Source organism: Nodularia harveyana UHCC-0300 (genome assembly GCF_034931085.1).
Lineage (GTDB): Bacteria > Cyanobacteriota > Cyanobacteriia > Cyanobacteriales > Nostocaceae > Nodularia > Nodularia harveyana.
The window spans coordinates 1-17,066 of record NZ_JAYGHG010000028.1 but is presented as its reverse complement, the minus strand read 5'-3'; the positions used below and the strand labels follow the sequence as shown (position 1 = coordinate 17,066).

The following is a 17,066-nucleotide window of genomic DNA, read 5'->3' as shown; positions in this document are numbered from 1 at the left end:
TGTAGTCAATTGATACTCCAATTTTTTACGTAAAGATTGTGTGTAGGTAATCAATTTTGTAGTATAATTTTGGTGTGTGATTTTAGCTAGTAAGTCAACAGAGTATTAAGATGCTTAAGTAAAATAAATAAAGTTCAAAAATCAAAATTTATGAATTTTTCTATATATCCTATGTCAATTCACACAGACTGATTTACTGCTACCAGAGAGAAAAGTTATGTTAGATAAACTCATCAAATATTTTGTATATGCCACAAAAGGATATATTACAAAAACACAATTAATTAAGTTTTTGTATTTAGCTGATCTTTACTCTGTTAAGTGGACAGGAAAGCAACTCACTGATCTAGATTGGTGTTATTATCAATTCGGACCTTGGAATGAAGGTATAGATGCTGCTTTAAATCAAATGAATGGGAAAGAGATTATTCAAGATTATCAGGAAAGTGTCACATACATTAGACCTGTTAATGAAACCGCTCAGGTAGATGATTTGCAACTACCTATAAGTCTTAAATTGGTTTTGAATAATATTCGTAGAGAGTGGGCTGGTGCAGATAAGCTCAACCAGTTACTAGAGTATGTGTATCAAACTGCTCCCATGCAAGAGGTGAAAAATACACATCATCCAGAAGAAAAAGTTAAACTTAACTTACAAACAGAAAGAGAAAAATTAGTCAGTGAATTAGGGTTGTAAAGTGGCGGGACAAAGACCTAGACAAGGTTGGATCTATTTCATAAATTCCTACAGGGTATCTCTTAGTTGCAAATTAGGTCATGTCCATATTTATAATTTAGATGAGCCAGGTGAAGTTGAATGTCAAAGTTGCAGTAAAAATATTAATTCCAGCAGGGTTTTGAGAGGGACACATCCTTATATCATCTGGACAAGTGATAAATTTCAAGATGAATCAGGATATATAGCAACTTTTTCTGTTATTCCTCTAACTTCACAAACAACATTTAATGGTTTACCAACCACATATCCTGTTAACCCTACAAGTAGAAATTCTCTGACTAAAAAATCCTACGCTTTAGTTCATCAAATATATACTGTTGATGCTAATTGCTTCAAAGATGTATCAGGTAATTGGCTAAATCGAATTGGACAATTGGAGAAATCGGATAAAAATGCGATAGAAGAAGGATTAAAGTATTATTTAAATATTCAAGATAATCCTAGTGAAGACTGGTTTGCTCAAAATGCGTCTCCAGAACTTTTGAAAAAAGTCTTTGATTATTTAGATGAAGATACAAAGAATTTAACAATAGAAAAATTAATCAACAGTTTAGACTCATGATTTTATTTCTCCTTTATGGTCATAACAGCTATTTTAACTCTAATTTAGCGAAAATATTTGGATTTTCTAAACTCGTCACTTGAATCATAGACCCTGATAATATTGGCTGTTCTGGAGTCCATTTATAAATACCATCATTAGTTGTTTGATCTGCAATTACCTGAGCTTGTTTTGATTTAGATTTAAATTCAATTTTAATTTTACCAACTAAATTATCTCTCCACAAAATCAGATAAGGAATATTTGCTTTGATTGGGATATTATTTACAGGTTGACTGATAAAAATTTTTGCTTGTTTTTGGGAATTGCCTTTTTGACGAAATCCTAGATAATGCGGTAAATTGCTGGCAAATGGATTAGATTTCATATTAACAGGTTGCGGTACAATCAATGCTCCAGTACGGGGATTAGTAATTAATGTAGAACTTCCACCATCAATCGTGATAATATCGCCGTTTATTCCTATTTTTCGGAGTAAGTCTGCTGCTTTATCTAACGTAGCCTGATTAACAGTTAATATTATAATTAATTCATCTCCAGGAACACCATCTTTGTTTAAAGTGCCAATAACATGATATTTGTTCGCCAGATTTTTACCTAAAACTTTAGCAGGATGGTCGCTGTATTTGTAAGTTACAAGCGCATTTTTGACGTTTTGTTTATTCAGTGGATAACCCGATTCCGGCTCATAATCGGTAATGTAAGCATTTTTATGATTCCAAACTAGTGCTTTTAGTTTTATATTTTTATAGTAATTGTTTACTGCTTGTCTAGAAGGCCCGTATGGGCTACTACCTGCTGTAATAATTTGACCATTCAGTTTTACTGGAAAAGCTAGTTGGGTGCTTGATTTATATTCTTCAAAAAAAGCACAGTTAATTAAAGAAAATACTTTTTTACCATAAAGTAGATTATATTCATTCCAGATATTCTTAAAGGGTTTATTTTGAAAATAAGGGCTGTAGTTATCAGCTTTATTTTGATAATACTTACCTTGTTTAATTCCCATATTATCTATCTCACCAACAATTTGATCTATCTGAACCTTTCGCAAATCTATTACTTGAAGATAGGCTTGATTGCCATTTGGCAGGGAAGTTTTGTATAATCCTGCTCCTTCAATAACATCAAGGGGATAATATGTATTTGGTGGCGTAAAGGCTTCAGACTTATGAATAATTATATGAATACTCAAAAATAATATACATATCAATAAAAATTTCTTGATCATGCTACAAGACTCCTAGTTTTACTTGGAAGTTACTCTTGCCTAAACTCAAATATAGAGCGGCTCTTATTTAAATTATGCTTGATGGTAGCACTGGGGATAGGTGATTGCTTTGTGAAGTCGGTAAATGGGATTTACTCTTAATTACCTTACACTGTATTACAGGGTTATAGAATCCATTTGATATCTATGCCTGAGCTAACCGCTTAAGCATGAGTCGAATAAAACATAGATTGAGCTTGGCAGTTGCATGACTGAGTGTACGCTCAAAGTTTTTAACCAAACTCTTACATCGTTCCATCCAAGCAGATGCAATAACTTTATCTCAATCGACTATTGACCCTAAGTATTTGTTTTCAGGATAAAATAAGGTGAAGTGAGAGAAAAACAAGTTTCTGTTTTGTAGTTATTATCTAAAACCTAACGAGCGTGGAGGGATTTGAACCCCCGACCTACAGAACCGGAATCTGTTGCTCTATCCACTGAGCCACACGCCCTAACTTTAGCTAATTATATCATAGTTTTAAAAATAATCAGCAGGGTTTACGGGAGTACCACGGCGACGCACTTCAAAGTGGAGGTGAGGCCCGGTAGATAAACCCGTGGAACCGACAGATGCGATCGCCTGTCCTCGTTCTACCGATTGTCCTTCAGATACATATAACTCGCTGGCGTGTGCATATAACGTAGTCTTGTTTTTACCATGATCGATAATCACAGTTCTGCCATAACCGCCAAACCAACCTGCAAAAATCACGTTTCCAGCATCGGCGGCTCTAATTTTACTACCATAACTAGCAGCAAAATCTAACCCGGAATGAAAGCGCCGATATCCCAAAATCGGATGTATTCGCCAACCAAAGGCGCTGCTGGGGGGTGCGTTGCTGGGAAAAGCTAATATCCCCGTTCCCCGAATGAAGATGTTAGTGCGGCTGTTGGCTTTGGCTTGGGCGGCTGCAACTTTCTGTTGAATCAAGGTTTCTAAGTTTTGCGAGTCTTGATCTAGCTGGTTTTGTGCGGCTTCTAAGGCGAGGCGATCGCCATTTAAACGTGCAATTAATTCGGATTGTGATTCCGCCTGAACTTGATAATCGGCTTTTTGTAAGAGTAACTGCTGACGAATCAAAGCAATTTCGTTTTTTTGCTGTTCTACTGCCGTTTTTTGTTGATTGATTAAGTCTGATTGGACGTTGAGTTGGGCTAAAATCTTGTGGTCAGCCTGATAGACTAACTTCAGTTGACGACGACGGCGGAGAAAGTCGCTGATATTTTGGCTTTGGAGTAAAACCGCTAATCCTTGGGAAGCTGGCGATCGCTGAAGATATCGTAATCTAGCCACTGTAGCGGCGCGAATTTCGGCATAATTAGCTTCTGTCACCACTAAATCTGCTTCCAATGCTTCCAGATTTTCTGTAGCTACGCGCAACCTTAACTCACTATCTTGAATATAACTATTTGTAGTTTGCAGATTTTGTTTTAAACCACTCAACCGATTTTGTGCGGCTTCTTGCAAATCCGTCAGGCGATCGCGCTGCTGAATTCTCTGATCACGCTTTTGCTTAACTTCTTGCTGCTGTTCTCTCAGACTATCAATTGTTGGTGTAGTATTTGCAAATCCTGGTAGCCATGCTAAACCAATGCACAAAACACAGCAGAATACAAGACATAACCAAAATGATTTTCTGTGGGGAAAAAATAGCGATTTCATGCTGTTGATTTAGCCGAAAAATTGCAACCATCAACAGCATTATTCCCCAAACTCAGCAAATTTTAACATGATTAAATCAGTAAACAAGCCATGAGGTAGAGAATTTAGAGGATGTTTGAAAAGTTTTTAATGTATAAATTGATCCCTCTCCAAACCTCTCCCCTGCAAGGAGAGAGGCTTTGAAAACCCCATTCCCTTGTAGGGAAGGGGGGAAGGGGGGTTAGGTTTTTGGAGATTATGGGTTTCATATAATACTTTTCAAACAGCCTCTTAGACCCAATTATGTCTCTTAACTGATAACTGATAACTGTTAACTGTTAACTGTTAAAACTGACTTTTCCAACTTGCCAAATCAGCCAAAGAGCGATCGCGGTAACGTCCATAACGCTCCGGCTTACTCTTAATTTTCACGCCTAAATCCGGCATAATCCCAAAATTCGGCGGCATTGGTTGAAAATGCTTTGGTGAAGCTGAACTAATAAACTCCAATAACGCCCCCATCATCGTCGTCGGTGGTGCTGTTAATGGTTCCTTACCCAAAGCTATCCGGGCTGCATTCGTTCCCGCTAACCAACCATCTGCTGCGGCTGCGGTGTAACCTTCCGTACCAATCAACTGTCCCGCCGCTAACAAAGTGGGACGCTGCTTAAATTGCAAAGTCGAGTGCATTAATTGGGGCGCATTAATAAAAGTGTTGCGGTGCATGACTCCTAACCGCACAAATTCAGCATTTTCTAAACCAGGAATCAGCCGGAAAACTCGTTTTTGTTCACCCCAGCGCAGATTTGTTTGGAATCCTACCATGTTCCAAAGTTGACCAGCTTTATCTTCTTGCCGTAATTGTACCACTGCATAGGGACGTTCTCCGGTGCGACTATCAGATAATCCCACTGGTTTCAGGGGACCATAACGCATGGTGTCTTCTCCCCGCAGGGATTGTTCTTCAATGGGTAAACAAGCTTCAAAAAATTTCGCGGTTTCCCGTTCAAAGTCCTTGATTTCCGTTTGTTCAGCTTGCCGCAGTTCTGACCAAAAGTGCAGATATTGCTCTTTATTCATGGGACAATTCAGGTAAGCGGCTTCACCCTTGTCATAGCGGGAGGCCATAAAAGCCACATCATGGTTGATCGATTCTCCCACCACAATGGGACTAGCAGCATCAAAAAAGCTGAGGTATTCCATCCCCGTCAAGCGATGCAAATCTGCGGCTAAATCAGGACTGGTTAAGGGACCTGTGGCTAAAACTACGATTCCTTCGGGAATGGCTGTGACTTCACCCCGGCGAAATTCAATTAAAGGATGCTGAGATACAGTTTCTGTCAAGTCTTCGCTAAATTTACCTCTGTCTACAGCTAGCGCCCCACCAGCCGGGACTGCGTGTTCATCGGCTTTGGAGATGACTAGGGAATTGAGTTGGCGTAGTTCTTCGTGTAATAATCCGGTAGCGCGATCGCTGGACATAGCCCCAAAGGAATTACTACATACCAATTCCGCTACGTGTTCTGTATGATGGGCTGGGCTAAAGCGTTTTGGGCGCATTTCGTGGAGAATTACCGGCACTCCAGCCTGGGCTATTTGCCAAGCTGCTTCTGTCCCAGCTAATCCACCTCCAATTACTTGTATCGGTTGTTTATCCATATCAGCTTAGTTACCCAATTTAAATTTGCTGGCAGTGCATATTAATCATCATAAATGATGAGCTTTATCAGATATTTTGTGTAAACTTTGATAATATACCAAAAAATTATTTAGAGGAAATACTAATGAGCCGCTCGAAAATAGTTGCTATTCTTACAGGTGCAATTTCTATTCTCTTGGCGATCGCCTACCTAGTTTTAGTGCAATTGCTAGACTACCGGGATATGAAACCAGCCCCCATAAGTCAATTAACACCACAGCAAATGGAAGTATCTATATATACTCATCCTCTAAAATATCTCTGCTGAAAGATTATATTAGCAGAATTAATTGAGAGACATGAGCATTTCTGTCTCTACTATTTTTTCCATGTATCGATAACTTTAGTGAGTCAGAAAAATTTCTGAAAAATTGGCAGACATCTAATTATACCAATTGTTAAATTAATTACTGAATGGTCATTCACAGGGAGTCTATTGATGACAGAGCCGAATCAGGAAGATCAAAACAAATTTATTTACCCTCGTAGTCGTTACTATGGCAAATTTCAGCCAAAGAATTTAGCATTTAATGCTAACCTTCAGGAATTTGAGCAAAAAGTTGGCTACATCTCCTGTTTAGAAACATCTGGAAAACTGACTCCCCAAGAAGCCTATCAAAGAATTAAAACTCTTTGGAAACAGTTGAAACATAGCAAAAAAGAACTGAGAATTAGCAACGAATTAGAACCACCGACTACGCCCTAAAATTACTTATATTTAGGTGTAAATGGCTTAAATTCATCCGATGTCAGTGACACCATCATATTTTCCGATTCTATTTCAATAATCCAACGGGTGGTAGCTAGACTGTCAGAGTTTGATTCCATTCCACACACTACGCCTACTTTGCCAATTACGTATGCTGGACTTAGGATGACAACCTGATCCCCGATTTGAACAGCTTTTGTTGTATACAATATCCTTCCTCTAAATTTTGCCCATGCAGAATTAAATTATTTTAGCTAAAGTTTGCTGACTTTATAACCTTTTCTTAACTAAATTTGGCCGTAATTATGTATTAGCTCTCTCCTTAGTGACTTCTCCCTAGTCCTGGTTTCTGTTTTTTCACCTCTAGGTTGCTATTTTTCGGTAGGATTCCCATATATTCAACTGAGCTACACCATAGAAGAAAGTAATATTATGGCAACCTCCCCAATTTCTGCCCCAGAATCCTCTAACTGGCATCTACTGCTGCAACAACTAATGGATAGTCAATCATTGACTCGGATTCAAGCTGCGGAATTGATGCAAGGGTGGTTAACGGAAGCCGTACCGCCGGAATTATCAGGGGCAATTTTAACAGCGCTGAACTTTAAAGGCATTTCCGCCGAAGAGTTGACGGGGATGGCGGAAGTCTTACAAGCCCAATCAAAACTGGGAACTAAACAAGAATTTACCCCAGGGATAATTCCTCTGATTGATACCTGTGGGACTGGTGGCGACGGTTCTTCAACCTTTAACATTTCCACTGCTGTAGCTTTTGTAGCTGCTGCCTACGGTGTACCGGTGGCTAAACATGGCAATCGTTCCGCTTCTAGTCTTACAGGTAGCGCGGATGTATTGGAAGCATTGGGGGTGAATCTCAATGCTGAGAGTGAAAAGGTGCAAGCTGCTGTAAAAGAGGTGGGAATCACTTTCTTATTTGCTCCTGGGTGGCATCCTGCACTGAAAGCTGTGGCTGGTTTGCGTCGAACTCTCAAGGTGCGGACAGTATTTAATTTACTGGGGCCATTAGTGAATCCCTTATATCCCCAGGGGCAAGTAGTGGGGCTATTTACTCCCAAACTTTTAACAACCGTTGCTCAGGCGTTAAATAATTTAGGTAAGGAAAAAGCAATTGTTTTACATGGGCGAGAAAGACTGGATGAAGCGGGGTTAGGGGATATCACTGACTTGGCAGTGTTATCAGAGGGTGAAGTGCAGTTAACTACTGTAAATCCCCAGGAAGTAGGTGTAACTGCTGCTCCCATTACGGCGCTGCGGGGTGGAAATGTCCAAGAAAATGCGGTGATTCTCAAGGCTGTGCTACAAGGTAAGGGAACTCCAGCACAACAGGATGCTGTGGCTTTAAATGCTTCCTTGGCTTTGCAAGTGGCGGGCGTAATTCCCTGGTTAAATCATGCTCAAGGTGTGAGTGTGTCTAGGGAAATTCTTCAGAGTGGTTCGGCTTGGGAAAAACTGGAACAGCTGGTCGAGTTTCTACAACCGAGTTAATTTGGGAGTGTGATTGTGGGCTAAATTCCACGACATCGCGTCTAATGGTGACATCATATTTACCAAAGAAGTCGTGACCTAATAATCCAGTTTCTAACTCCGGTCCGGCGATCGCCACTGCGACTTTATTTACCGTCAGCCCAGAAATTGTCATAGAATCAACATAGCCAATGGGAAATTCTACTTTTCTGGCACTAGCAGTATTTGCCTTAACTGTTCCCACTTGTAATACTCCCAAGGTATTAGCCATTTCCTCGGTAATCACCGTACCGCTTGCCCCTGTATCTACAATCATCTCAAATTTCTGTTGGTTGTTGAAGGTAACTTCCACAATTGGCGTTCCTCCGACCCGGCGTTTGATGGGGACAATAAATACTTCAGCTTCTGGGGTAAGAAAGGCTGATCTCGTGGGCTGGGTTGTGACTGGGGAATGTTTTTGAGTTTTGGGTGGAGTAACGGATGGCTGGATTTGAGCTTGGGGAACAGCCACGATGATATTTCGTGAGGGAGTTGGGGGAGGAGAGGCTTTTTGTTGAGCTGATTTCAGATGACTGCGGTATTCATAAATTTTGGCTTGGGCCGTGGTAAACTCCAAGCTCTGAGGCGGTACTTTCTCCATGAAAGCGATCGCATCTTGGTACTGACTCATAACCAACTTCCAATCATCTGACGATTGAGCAGATTGACTAATGCTCCAAGCCCCTATAGCTTTATCTAGACCCATTTCAAAGAAATTGATCTCCGGTTCTGGGGGAGGGAGTCTTTTGGCAGCTTCCTGAGATAGCGGTGCGACTGGTTTAATGGTCGGCGATCCTGCTAAATTATTAGAGACTAAGGAATTCTGATTATTAATAATCCCAGAAGTATCTTGGCTTGTCTCCGATAGGCTACCCTCAGAACCAGTTCTTTGCTCACAAGCAACACCCAAAACCGCGAGAGTGCTGGAAAGAAAAATCAGGGTGGCACGAGATAAAAACGACTGAAGCATAATTAACTTCAATTCCACATAGCTAAGGGACTGGAAATCTGACAATTAGAGGGAGTTTGATATGAATTAATCAATATTTGCAGTATTAGCTAAATTGAGGACACAATACTGCTTACTATTAACTATTGACTACTGACAGCGAAATCCATAAATTTCAACTATCACGACAATCACTCTTCCAGTATACCGAAACTTCAGATTTGCTACACTGCGTGGGGGTTGATCCCAGGATTGTCTCTTTTGAAACCATATTTACCCTCTACTTACCATATTTAACCCTATCCTTTTCTTTTAATTACTTATGCCTCTATCTGACAGAATACCGGCTCTACTTGTCTTGGCTGATGGAACTGCTTATCGCGGTTGGTCTTTTGGTGCCACGGAAACCAAAATCGGGGAAGTGGTATTTAACACTGGTATGACTGGATATCAAGAAGTACTGACTGACCCTAGTTATTGCGGTCAGATTGTGATTTTTACCTATCCGGAATTAGGGAATACGGGGATCAATCTTGAAGATGAAGAATCGGCACGGCCTCTGTGTGCTGGTGCGATCGCCCGTAACATTTGTCATCGTCCCAGTAACTGGCGTTCCACACAATCCCTCCCAGATTACCTCAATCAGCACCAAATACCTGGAATCTACGGTATTGATACCCGCGCCCTCACCCGGAAAATCCGCACAGTAGGAGCCATGAATGGTGGTATTTCTACATCAATTCTGGATGAAGGGGAATTGTTAGAACAGGTACTAGCAGCACCAAATATGGCGGGTTTAAACTTGGCACGTCAAGTTAGCACCCCCAAGGTCTATGAATGGACAGAAGCGACAATTCCTGCTTGGGAATTCAACACCGAATCTGTGGTCGATCAGGAACAACCCTTTACTGTGGTCGCCCTGGATTTTGGTGTCAAACGAAATATTTTGCGCCGCCTAGCCAGTCACGGTTGCCGCGTTATAGTTGTGCCAATAGATACCCCAGCCGAGGAAATTCTCAAATATAACCCAGATGGGATATTTCTTTCCAATGGACCAGGTGATCCCGCCGCCGTTACTGAAGGTATTACCACTGCAAAAGCATTGCTGGAAAGTGAAAAACCCATATTCGGCATTTGTATGGGACATCAAATTTTAGGTCATGCCCTGGGAGCAGAAACTTATAAGCTAAAATTTGGACATCGTGGTTTAAATCAGCCCGCCGGACTACAGCAAAAGATCGAAATTACCAGCCAAAACCACAGTTTCGCCATTGACCCAGAGTCATTAACGGCGGGAGTTTTAGAGGTTAGCCACTTGAACCTCAATGATCAGACAGTGGCTGGTTTACGCCATAAATCTCTGCCGATATTCTCTGTTCAGTATCACCCAGAAGCTAGTCCTGGACCTCATGATGCTGACTACTTGTTTGAGCAATTTGTCCAAGCCATGCGAACAGCACGGTAAAAGGAGAATCACTACAAATTGATTTATATCCTGAGATTTCAGCATATTGTAGACAAATTGTGCTAAAACCATCTATACTTGAGCGTTCGCTTTCACCATGAGGAGGGAATTATTGCTGAACCACTGAATCTAACCGTGAGTCTGAGAGGCACACGCGAAGCCCGGGATAACTGTCAGCTATTCCGCCTCACAGGTTTGTTAGACGCATTTTCTGAGCCGACATTTCGCAAGGTACTGGGCAATAAAATTGAAGAAGGTCCGAAGCATATTATCTTGGATCTCTCACAAATTGACTTTGTTGATAGCTCCGGTTTGGGCGCTTTGGTGCAGCTAGCTAAACAAGCTCAAACTGCCGGCGGTACTTTACAAATTGTCACCAATGCCCGCGTTACTCAAACGGTCAAGCTTGTTCGCTTAGAAAAGTTTCTAGCCCTGCAAACTTCAGTTGATGCGGCTTTAGAAAATATCAAGTAGTCTTGATCCCTTGATCTAAAGAAGTTGCATCAGCAAAGCGTAATTATATCTGGGTAGCTTAATTTTAAGAAACGCTGACCAATAACCTCTCTCCTGGTGAGAGAGGTTTAACAATTAATTAATTTAAAAGACTTAATTCTATGGCATTATGGCGGCAATGATTCCAAAAATAGATTGCTGCTCCAGATAAATCAGCCATCAAAAAGGTTAAAATTATTAAGTAATATTTGAAAGTCTCAATTATGTCCGGTGTATCAACATGGCTGGTTTCAGAAATGATCAATAAGTTTAATTTTTCTGAATATGCCTGCCAACCATAGCCCCTTAAGGAATGATGATTTTGTGACATCACAGAAACAAGAGCTATCAGATGGACAGGATGAAACCTTTAAACCGGATTCGCCTTGGCATCAGTCAGTGTTGGCAACCACCGGGACATTACCTCTACAGATTTCTGAGTCACAAATACAACAAATTTCGCCTTTGGCTTTAGCCTATATAGGTGATGCAATTTATGAATTGTATGTTAGGATGTTCTATCTGTTGCCTATGCAGCAGACAAAAACCTATCACTGTTTGGTGGTAGCACAAGTAAGAGCCGAAACACAAGCGCTACATTTGCGATCGCTGACTCCGCATCTGAGACCGGCCGAATTAGAAATTGTCCGTCGAGGCCGTAATGCCGCTTCAGGACGACCTAAGCGGGTTGACCCCAAAATTTATCAACAGGCAACAAGTTTAGAAGCTTTAATTGGCTACCTTTATCTCACAGATTCCCAGCGCTTAACCGAATTGTTGCAGAAACTCCATCTAAACAAACAGTGAGTGAATCCATCTCCGGATAGGACACTCAGCACTTGGACTTCAATAAATTCAAATAATCTCAACGTCCACCCCATAAAATTTATCCAAAATTGATATGACAAGTAAACCCAGGAAAATCGAGACTCCTAGTGATTCTAATCGTGTCCAACCAGTTAAGCTGAAGGGTAAACGGGTAATTTCTAATTCCATTCGCAGTCCCCGTGTGGGCGATAGAGACAAAAAACCTGTTTCCAGAAACACCAGTTCACATCGCTTTGATTCCTACGCACCTCCAGCCGCAAAACCACCAGAAGACAGTGATCTGATCTACGGTCGTCATCCAGTTTTAACTGCCTTGTCAGGTGAACGGGGACTGAACCGCATCTGGATTACCACCCGTCTGCGTTATGACCACCGCTTTCATCACTTACTCCTACAAGCGAAGGAACATGGCACGGTGATTGATGAAGTCGAGCCAAAACGCTTAGACCAAATCACTAACGGCGCTAATCACCAAGGGATCGCGGCACAAGTAGCCCCCCACGACTACATGGAATTGTCGGATTTAATTACACAGGCAAAATCTGTGACTGATCCCGTAATTGTAGTAGCTGAGGGAATTACTGATCCCCACAACTTGGGAGCAATTATTCGCACTGCTGAAGCCATAGGCGCTCAAGGATTGGTAATTCCCCAAAGAAGAGCATCAGGAATCACTTCTACAGTAATGAAAGTGGCAGCAGGTGCTTTAGAAAACTTTTCGGTAGCGAGAGTTGTTAACCTCAGTCGCTCTTTAGAAGAATTGAAAGAAGCTGGCTTTTGGATTTATGGTACTGCGGCTACTGGTAGCGAACCGGTGCAAACAGTTAAATTTAGTGGCCCTATTGTTCTGGTTATTGGTTCCGAAGGCGAAGGGCTAAGTATGCTCACCCAACGTTCCTGTGATGTATTGGTTTCAATACCCCTGATGGGCAAAACTCCTAGTCTCAACGCCTCAGTTGCCGCAGGTATGGCGCTTTATGAAATCTATAGGCAACGCTCATTAAACACTTTGTACCTAGATAAAATACACAAACCTCTTTAAAAAAAACCAGTAAAAGAGTATAAAGAAATGTAAAAGAAAAAACAACAGCATATTCTTTCCTTTAACATTCAGTACCACATTGATAAATCGGCTACAACCATGCAAACGATTTGGAATAACCTGAAGGAATCATTAATTAACACTTTTCACAACCTGGGTTTAGCCTGGTGGGTGGAAATTGTGACGCAGAATCCCCGTTGTACTTATTACTTCGGGCCTTTTTTAAGTTCTGCTGATGCCAAAGTTGCGATGAAAGGCTACGTGGAAGATTTGGAGGTGGAAGGGGCGCAAGAAATACTTGTGAATGTCAAACGCTGTAAACCAGGTACTTTAACTATGGCTGAAGACTTGGGGGAAAGATTTGACCGTAAAGTAAAGCCTGCCTTTAGCGGTCAGATATAATTTACATTCAAAGGCTTCATAGTTCTCAGGCTGGTCTTGGGAACTATGCTTTATAGGCAGCTATGGGGAATAACGTTTCTCACAGTAGTTAAGTATTTGAGTTATGTTAAATAATTTCGTGCTGAACGACCAAATATACAGGGGTTTTGACATTAATAACTGACTTGCTGTGATTTGTGTCTTTTGGTATATGACTTAGTATGATGAAAATTTAAAATAGAGTTATGGCAAGAATCCTAATTATTATTTATAACCACAGATAAACAGATAATCTAAATGCATTCTCAAAGAGGGAATGGATATCACTAAGTTTATTGGTGATTTTTCTACAATAGAGTGAAAAATTCGCTGGTTATGAATTAATATCAATTATGTTTGTCATTGCCTGAAGTGAGAGGAAAATTCAATGACTACAACACTTTTAGAGGTTAATTCTATTCAGGCTTTGTTAGGTGAAGAGGCAGAATATCTACTGACATACAAAGCTAAGGTTTCTCAAGATTTACTACATTTACCAGGAACAGATTTTATAGATCGGGTGTGGTTAAATAGCGATCGCTCTCCCCAAGTCTTACGTAATCTCCAGCAACTTTATTCTCATGGGCGGCTAGGGAATACTGGCTATTTGTCGATTTTACCAGTAGACCAAGGAGTTGAACACTCGGCTGGGGCATCTTTTGCGCCTAATCCAATTTATTTTGATCCAGAAAATATTATCAAGTTGGCGATCGCCGGGGGCTGTAATGCCGTAGCGACGACTTTAGGTGTATTAGGTAGCGTTTCTCGTAAATATGCCCATAAAATCCCCCTAATCGCTAAAATCAACCACAACGAACTGCTCACTTTTCCTAATCAATATGACCAGATATTGTTTGGTGATGTGGAACAAGCTTGGAACTTGGGTGCTGTGGCTGTAGGTGCCACAATTTACTTTGGTTCCGAACAATCTGCTAGACAAATTCAGGAAATTAGCCAAGCCTTTAAACGCGCCCATGAATTGGGTTTAGTGACTATTCTCTGGTGCTATATGCGGAATGACACTTTCAAACAAGACCAAGATTATCATCTGGCTGCTGACCTTACCGGACAAGCTAATCATTTGGGTGTCACCATAGAAGCGGACATCATTAAACAAAAATTACCTCAATGTAACCGTGGCTATAATGCAGTAAGCAAAGCGACTAATCAGAGTTACGGCAAAACTGATGAACGAGTTTATACAGAATTAACCAGTGATCACCCCATTGATTTGACTCGTTATCAAGTCTTGAACTGCTACTGTGGACGTGCGGGACTAATTAATTCCGGTGGTGCATCTGGTAAAGATGACTTTGCTGAGGCGATTCGCACAGCAGTAATTAATAAGCGGGCTGGCGGAACTGGTTTAATTTCTGGGCGGAAAACTTTCCAGCGTCCCTTTGAGGAAGGTGTGAAACTGTTTCATGCAATTCAGGATGTCTACTTGTCGCCAGAAGTAACTATCGCGTAGGGAAGCATTAATTGTGACGGCACAACCTTATTCGCCTACTCTGCTATTTTCCCACTGTAGAAAATATACTTGTCCCGATTCATCTCCGACAATGATAATTAAATCGCCACTTCTGAGATATCCTCTAAAAAACAAGTCTTGGTAGGGATTGTGAGATATCCTAAGAGAAGTGAGAGAATTGCCAAATAAATTAAGCATGAAGCTGGCAGCAAGAGTAAGTCAGGTAACACCTTCTTTAACCTTAGCGATCGCAGCTAAAGCTAAGGCCATGAAGGCTGAAGGAATAGACGTTTGTAGTTTTAGCGCTGGAGAACCGGATTTTGACACTCCAGCCCACATCAAAGCCGCAGCAGCACAAGCTTTGGAATCAGGCAAGACCAAGTATGGCCCAGCAGCTGGAGAACCAAAGTTACGGGATGCGATCGCCCGCAAGCTGAAAACTGATAACGGTCTTGATTATCAATCAGAGAATGTGATTGTCACCAATGGCGGTAAACATTCTCTGTATAACTTGATGGTAGCCCTAATTGATCCCGGTGATGAGGTAATTATCCCGGCTCCTTATTGGCTGAGTTACCCGGAAATGGTAACTTTAGTGGGTGGGAAACCAGTAATTGTGACCACAGATGTCACCACAAATTATAAAGTTACCCCAGAGCAATTGCGTCAAGCAATTACCCCCAAAACCAAGTTATTTATCCTCAACTCCCCATCTAATCCCACTGGGATGGTATACACGCCGGAGGAAATTAAAGCCCTGGCGCAAGTAGTAGTGGATGCAGATATCTTTGTGGTCTCTGATGAGATTTACGAAAAGATCCTCTACGACGGTGCGACACATATCAGCATTGGTTCCCTGGGTGAGGAAATTTTTAAGCGCACGTTAATTAGTAATGGGTTTGCTAAAGCCTACTCCATGACTGGTTGGCGACTGGGTTACTTGGCCGGGCCAGTGGAGATTATCAAAGCTGCTAGCACTATTCAAGGACATAGTACATCCAATGTATGTACCTTTGCTCAATATGGTGCGATCGCCGCTTTAGAAAGTTCTCAAGACTGTGTAAAAACAATGCTTCAGGCTTTCGCTAAACGGCGACAAGTGATGTTAGACAGACTCAACGCCATTCCGGGATTGAGTTGTGCTAAACCAGACGGCGCTTTTTATCTGTTTCCTGATATCAGTAAAACAGGTCTGAAGTCCCTGGACTTTTGCAACGCCCTCTTAGAAGCCCACCAAGTTGCAGTTATTCCAGGAATCGCCTTTGGTGCTGATCAAAACATTCGCTTGTCTTACGCCACTGATATGGCGACCATTAACAAGGGAATGGATAGATTGGAAAAATTTGTAAGTTCCCTAGTTTAATTTCGCAGAAAACCTCACCCCTAAGTTCTTACAGCAATTTTCAATTATATAAGGTAAATCTTAGCCCCCTCATCGCTTGCGGGGAGGGGGTTGGGGGTGGGGTTAAAGTACCTCATAACACTGGAAAGTGCTGTGTCTTCCGCTTTCAGGAAAGTCAATGCGGGGTGAGGTCAATAACTAGATTTACAGATTTGCTACAGTTGTTACGGGGAATTTCGCCCTATTGCAAGTCTTACTTGTTCCGGGGTTAAACCCAATAACTGAGAAACTTCCTCAATTGTTAGACCACGCGCCAACATTCGGGGTACAAGTTCGAGTTTAAGTCCTTCTCTACCTTCTTCTCTACCCTCAGCTTTGGCTTCTTGATAAACCCTAGTTTCTTCTAAATTGACTCCTAACATCGCCTCTACCTCTTCACGGCTTAAATTGGCAAACTTATAAACAGCGATTGTTGTAATTACATCTATTATGTCATCTTTAGGCAAAAAACTCAGTTCTTCTTGTTGCACCCGTTCGATTAAGCTTTTCGCCTGTTCCACCATTTGATCATCTGACGCAATGGTTAATTGCATCAAGCTAATACCTACAGGTTGCTGATCAAAATTACCTAACTCGTCTAAATAAATTCGTTGTACTTGCAAACTATCCAGTAGTGACCTGTGAATGGTTTTGTTTTCTGGTTCTAAACTGCGAGACTGGAAAATAATTACACCGTACCAATCATCATAAACCGATGGGTTTCGATACAGATACAGCACTTGCGTCTGTAATGAGGTACACTAGATTAAAATATAAATATTTTTAAATGAAGTCATACTCTGTCGATCTTAGAGAAAAAATAGTTGCAGCACATCTTGAGAAAAACATCTCAATTAGGAAAGTAGCTAA

At 41.2% G+C, this 17,066-nt stretch carries 17 protein-coding genes and 1 tRNA gene; 12 read left to right on the top strand and 6 right to left on the bottom strand.

Annotation, left to right across the window (positions count from 1 at the left end; all coding sequences use genetic code 11):
- Positions 1-217 precede the first annotated feature (217 nt).
- Both VB620_RS15535 and VB620_RS15530 read left to right on the top strand, forming a co-directional pair.
- The gene (locus VB620_RS15535) at positions 218-697 is read left to right on the top strand and encodes a type II toxin-antitoxin system antitoxin SocA domain-containing protein (RefSeq protein WP_323197061.1); all 480 of its coding nucleotides are present in this window, start codon (positions 218-220) and stop codon (positions 695-697) included.
- Between the two features lies 1 nt (position 698).
- Positions 699-1,301 carry a type II toxin-antitoxin system PemK/MazF family toxin gene (locus VB620_RS15530; RefSeq protein WP_323197060.1) on the top strand — a complete coding sequence of 201 codons (603 nt, stop codon included), beginning with the start codon at positions 699-701 and terminating at the stop codon, positions 1,299-1,301.
- A 28-nt stretch (positions 1,302-1,329) separates the two neighbouring features.
- On the opposite strand, the gene VB620_RS15525 is transcribed toward VB620_RS15530, so the two are convergent.
- The 4 genes from VB620_RS15525 to trmFO form a co-directional block, all read right to left on the bottom strand.
- The gene (locus tag VB620_RS15525; protein ID WP_323197059.1) at positions 1,330-2,532 is read right to left on the bottom strand and encodes a hypothetical protein; all 1,203 of its coding nucleotides are present in this window, start codon (positions 2,530-2,532) and stop codon (positions 1,330-1,332) included.
- Between the two features lie 421 nt (positions 2,533-2,953).
- Positions 2,954-3,026: transfer RNA gene (locus VB620_RS15520), tRNA-Arg, on the bottom strand.
- Between the two features lie 26 nt (positions 3,027-3,052).
- Positions 3,053-4,237 (bottom strand): murein hydrolase activator EnvC family protein, encoded by a 1,185-nt coding sequence (locus VB620_RS15515; protein WP_323197058.1) that lies wholly within the window; start codon positions 4,235-4,237, stop codon positions 3,053-3,055.
- A gap of 324 nt (positions 4,238-4,561) precedes the next feature.
- Positions 4,562-5,875: an FADH(2)-oxidizing methylenetetrahydrofolate--tRNA-(uracil(54)-C(5))-methyltransferase TrmFO gene (gene trmFO, locus VB620_RS15510; RefSeq protein WP_323197057.1), complete on the bottom strand. Its 1,314-nt coding sequence runs from the start codon at positions 5,873-5,875 to the stop codon at positions 4,562-4,564.
- Positions 5,876-6,000: 125 nt separating this feature from the next.
- Here trmFO and VB620_RS15505 point away from each other — a divergent pair, with 125 nt between their 5' ends.
- The 3 genes from VB620_RS15505 (at position 6,001) to trpD (ending at position 8,130) form a co-directional block, all read left to right on the top strand.
- Positions 6,001-6,183 carry a hypothetical protein gene (locus VB620_RS15505; protein WP_323197056.1) on the top strand — a complete coding sequence of 61 codons (183 nt, stop codon included), beginning with the start codon at positions 6,001-6,003 and terminating at the stop codon, positions 6,181-6,183.
- 171 nt (positions 6,184-6,354) lie between these two features.
- The gene (locus VB620_RS15500; protein ID WP_323197055.1) at positions 6,355-6,621 is read left to right on the top strand and encodes a DUF7219 family protein; all 267 of its coding nucleotides are present in this window, start codon (positions 6,355-6,357) and stop codon (positions 6,619-6,621) included.
- Between the two features lie 435 nt (positions 6,622-7,056).
- A complete protein-coding gene (gene trpD / locus VB620_RS15495; RefSeq protein WP_323197054.1) occupies positions 7,057-8,130 on the top strand; it encodes an anthranilate phosphoribosyltransferase in 1,074 nt (357 codons plus the stop codon).
- Here trpD and VB620_RS15490 read toward each other — a convergent pair.
- Positions 8,057-9,118, bottom strand: coding sequence for a retropepsin-like aspartic protease family protein (locus VB620_RS15490; protein ID WP_323197053.1), 1,062 nt, complete (start codon positions 9,116-9,118; stop codon positions 8,057-8,059). The genes trpD and VB620_RS15490 overlap by 74 nt on opposite strands.
- A 301-nt stretch (positions 9,119-9,419) precedes the next feature.
- On the opposite strand from VB620_RS15490, the gene carA reads away from it, so the two are divergent.
- The 7 genes from carA to VB620_RS15455 all read left to right on the top strand — a co-directional run bounded on the left by carA (position 9,420) and on the right by VB620_RS15455 (position 16,178).
- A complete protein-coding gene (gene carA, locus VB620_RS15485; RefSeq protein ID WP_323197052.1) occupies positions 9,420-10,562 on the top strand; it encodes a glutamine-hydrolyzing carbamoyl-phosphate synthase small subunit in 1,143 nt (380 codons plus the stop codon).
- Positions 10,563-10,640: 78 nt separating this feature from the next.
- Positions 10,641-11,036 (top strand): STAS domain-containing protein, encoded by a 396-nt coding sequence (locus VB620_RS15480; RefSeq protein ID WP_323197051.1) that lies wholly within the window; start codon positions 10,641-10,643, stop codon positions 11,034-11,036.
- Positions 11,037-11,339: 303 nt separating this feature from the next.
- Positions 11,340-11,861, top strand: coding sequence for a Mini-ribonuclease 3 (locus VB620_RS15475; RefSeq protein ID WP_407674231.1), 522 nt, complete (start codon positions 11,340-11,342; stop codon positions 11,859-11,861).
- A 94-nt stretch (positions 11,862-11,955) separates the two neighbouring features.
- The gene (rlmB, locus tag VB620_RS15470) at positions 11,956-12,924 is read left to right on the top strand and encodes a 23S rRNA (guanosine(2251)-2'-O)-methyltransferase RlmB (protein WP_323197049.1); all 969 of its coding nucleotides are present in this window, start codon (positions 11,956-11,958) and stop codon (positions 12,922-12,924) included.
- Between the two features lie 99 nt (positions 12,925-13,023).
- Positions 13,024-13,326 carry a DUF1816 domain-containing protein gene (locus VB620_RS15465; protein WP_323197048.1) on the top strand — a complete coding sequence of 101 codons (303 nt, stop codon included), beginning with the start codon at positions 13,024-13,026 and terminating at the stop codon, positions 13,324-13,326.
- Between the two features lie 406 nt (positions 13,327-13,732).
- Positions 13,733-14,815 carry a class I fructose-bisphosphate aldolase gene (locus VB620_RS15460; protein WP_323197047.1) on the top strand — a complete coding sequence of 361 codons (1,083 nt, stop codon included), beginning with the start codon at positions 13,733-13,735 and terminating at the stop codon, positions 14,813-14,815.
- A gap of 196 nt (positions 14,816-15,011) precedes the next feature.
- Positions 15,012-16,178, top strand: coding sequence for a pyridoxal phosphate-dependent aminotransferase (locus tag VB620_RS15455; RefSeq protein ID WP_323197046.1), 1,167 nt, complete (start codon positions 15,012-15,014; stop codon positions 16,176-16,178).
- Between the two features lie 203 nt (positions 16,179-16,381).
- On the opposite strand, the gene VB620_RS15450 is transcribed toward VB620_RS15455, so the two are convergent.
- Complete coding sequence (locus VB620_RS15450) at positions 16,382-16,936, bottom strand: Rpn family recombination-promoting nuclease/putative transposase (RefSeq protein WP_407674230.1); 555 nt, start codon at positions 16,934-16,936, stop codon at positions 16,382-16,384.
- Positions 16,937-17,066 lie beyond the last annotated feature (130 nt).

Excerpts from the sequence above, each read along its gene's own strand:
- VB620_RS15535 (WP_323197061.1), top strand. The coding sequence starts at position 218 with ATGTTAGATAAACTCATCAAATATTTTGTATATGCCACAAAAGGATAT.
- VB620_RS15525 (WP_323197059.1), bottom strand. The coding sequence starts at position 2,532 with ATGATCAAGAAATTTTTATTGATATGTATATTATTTTTGAGTATTCAT.
- VB620_RS15515 (WP_323197058.1), bottom strand. The coding sequence starts at position 4,237 with ATGAAATCGCTATTTTTTCCCCACAGAAAATCATTTTGGTTATGTCTT.
- trmFO (WP_323197057.1), bottom strand. The coding sequence starts at position 5,875 with ATGGATAAACAACCGATACAAGTAATTGGAGGTGGATTAGCTGGGACA.
- VB620_RS15505 (WP_323197056.1), top strand. The coding sequence starts at position 6,001 with ATGAGCCGCTCGAAAATAGTTGCTATTCTTACAGGTGCAATTTCTATT.
- VB620_RS15500 (WP_323197055.1), top strand. The coding sequence starts at position 6,355 with ATGACAGAGCCGAATCAGGAAGATCAAAACAAATTTATTTACCCTCGT.
- trpD (WP_323197054.1), top strand. The coding sequence starts at position 7,057 with ATGGCAACCTCCCCAATTTCTGCCCCAGAATCCTCTAACTGGCATCTA.
- VB620_RS15490 (WP_323197053.1), bottom strand. The coding sequence starts at position 9,118 with ATGCTTCAGTCGTTTTTATCTCGTGCCACCCTGATTTTTCTTTCCAGC.
- carA (WP_323197052.1), top strand. The coding sequence starts at position 9,420 with ATGCCTCTATCTGACAGAATACCGGCTCTACTTGTCTTGGCTGATGGA.
- VB620_RS15475 (WP_407674231.1), top strand. The coding sequence starts at position 11,340 with ATGCCTGCCAACCATAGCCCCTTAAGGAATGATGATTTTGTGACATCA.
- rlmB (WP_323197049.1), top strand. The coding sequence starts at position 11,956 with ATGACAAGTAAACCCAGGAAAATCGAGACTCCTAGTGATTCTAATCGT.
- VB620_RS15465 (WP_323197048.1), top strand. The coding sequence starts at position 13,024 with ATGCAAACGATTTGGAATAACCTGAAGGAATCATTAATTAACACTTTT.
- VB620_RS15460 (WP_323197047.1), top strand. The coding sequence starts at position 13,733 with ATGACTACAACACTTTTAGAGGTTAATTCTATTCAGGCTTTGTTAGGT.
- VB620_RS15455 (WP_323197046.1), top strand. The coding sequence starts at position 15,012 with ATGAAGCTGGCAGCAAGAGTAAGTCAGGTAACACCTTCTTTAACCTTA.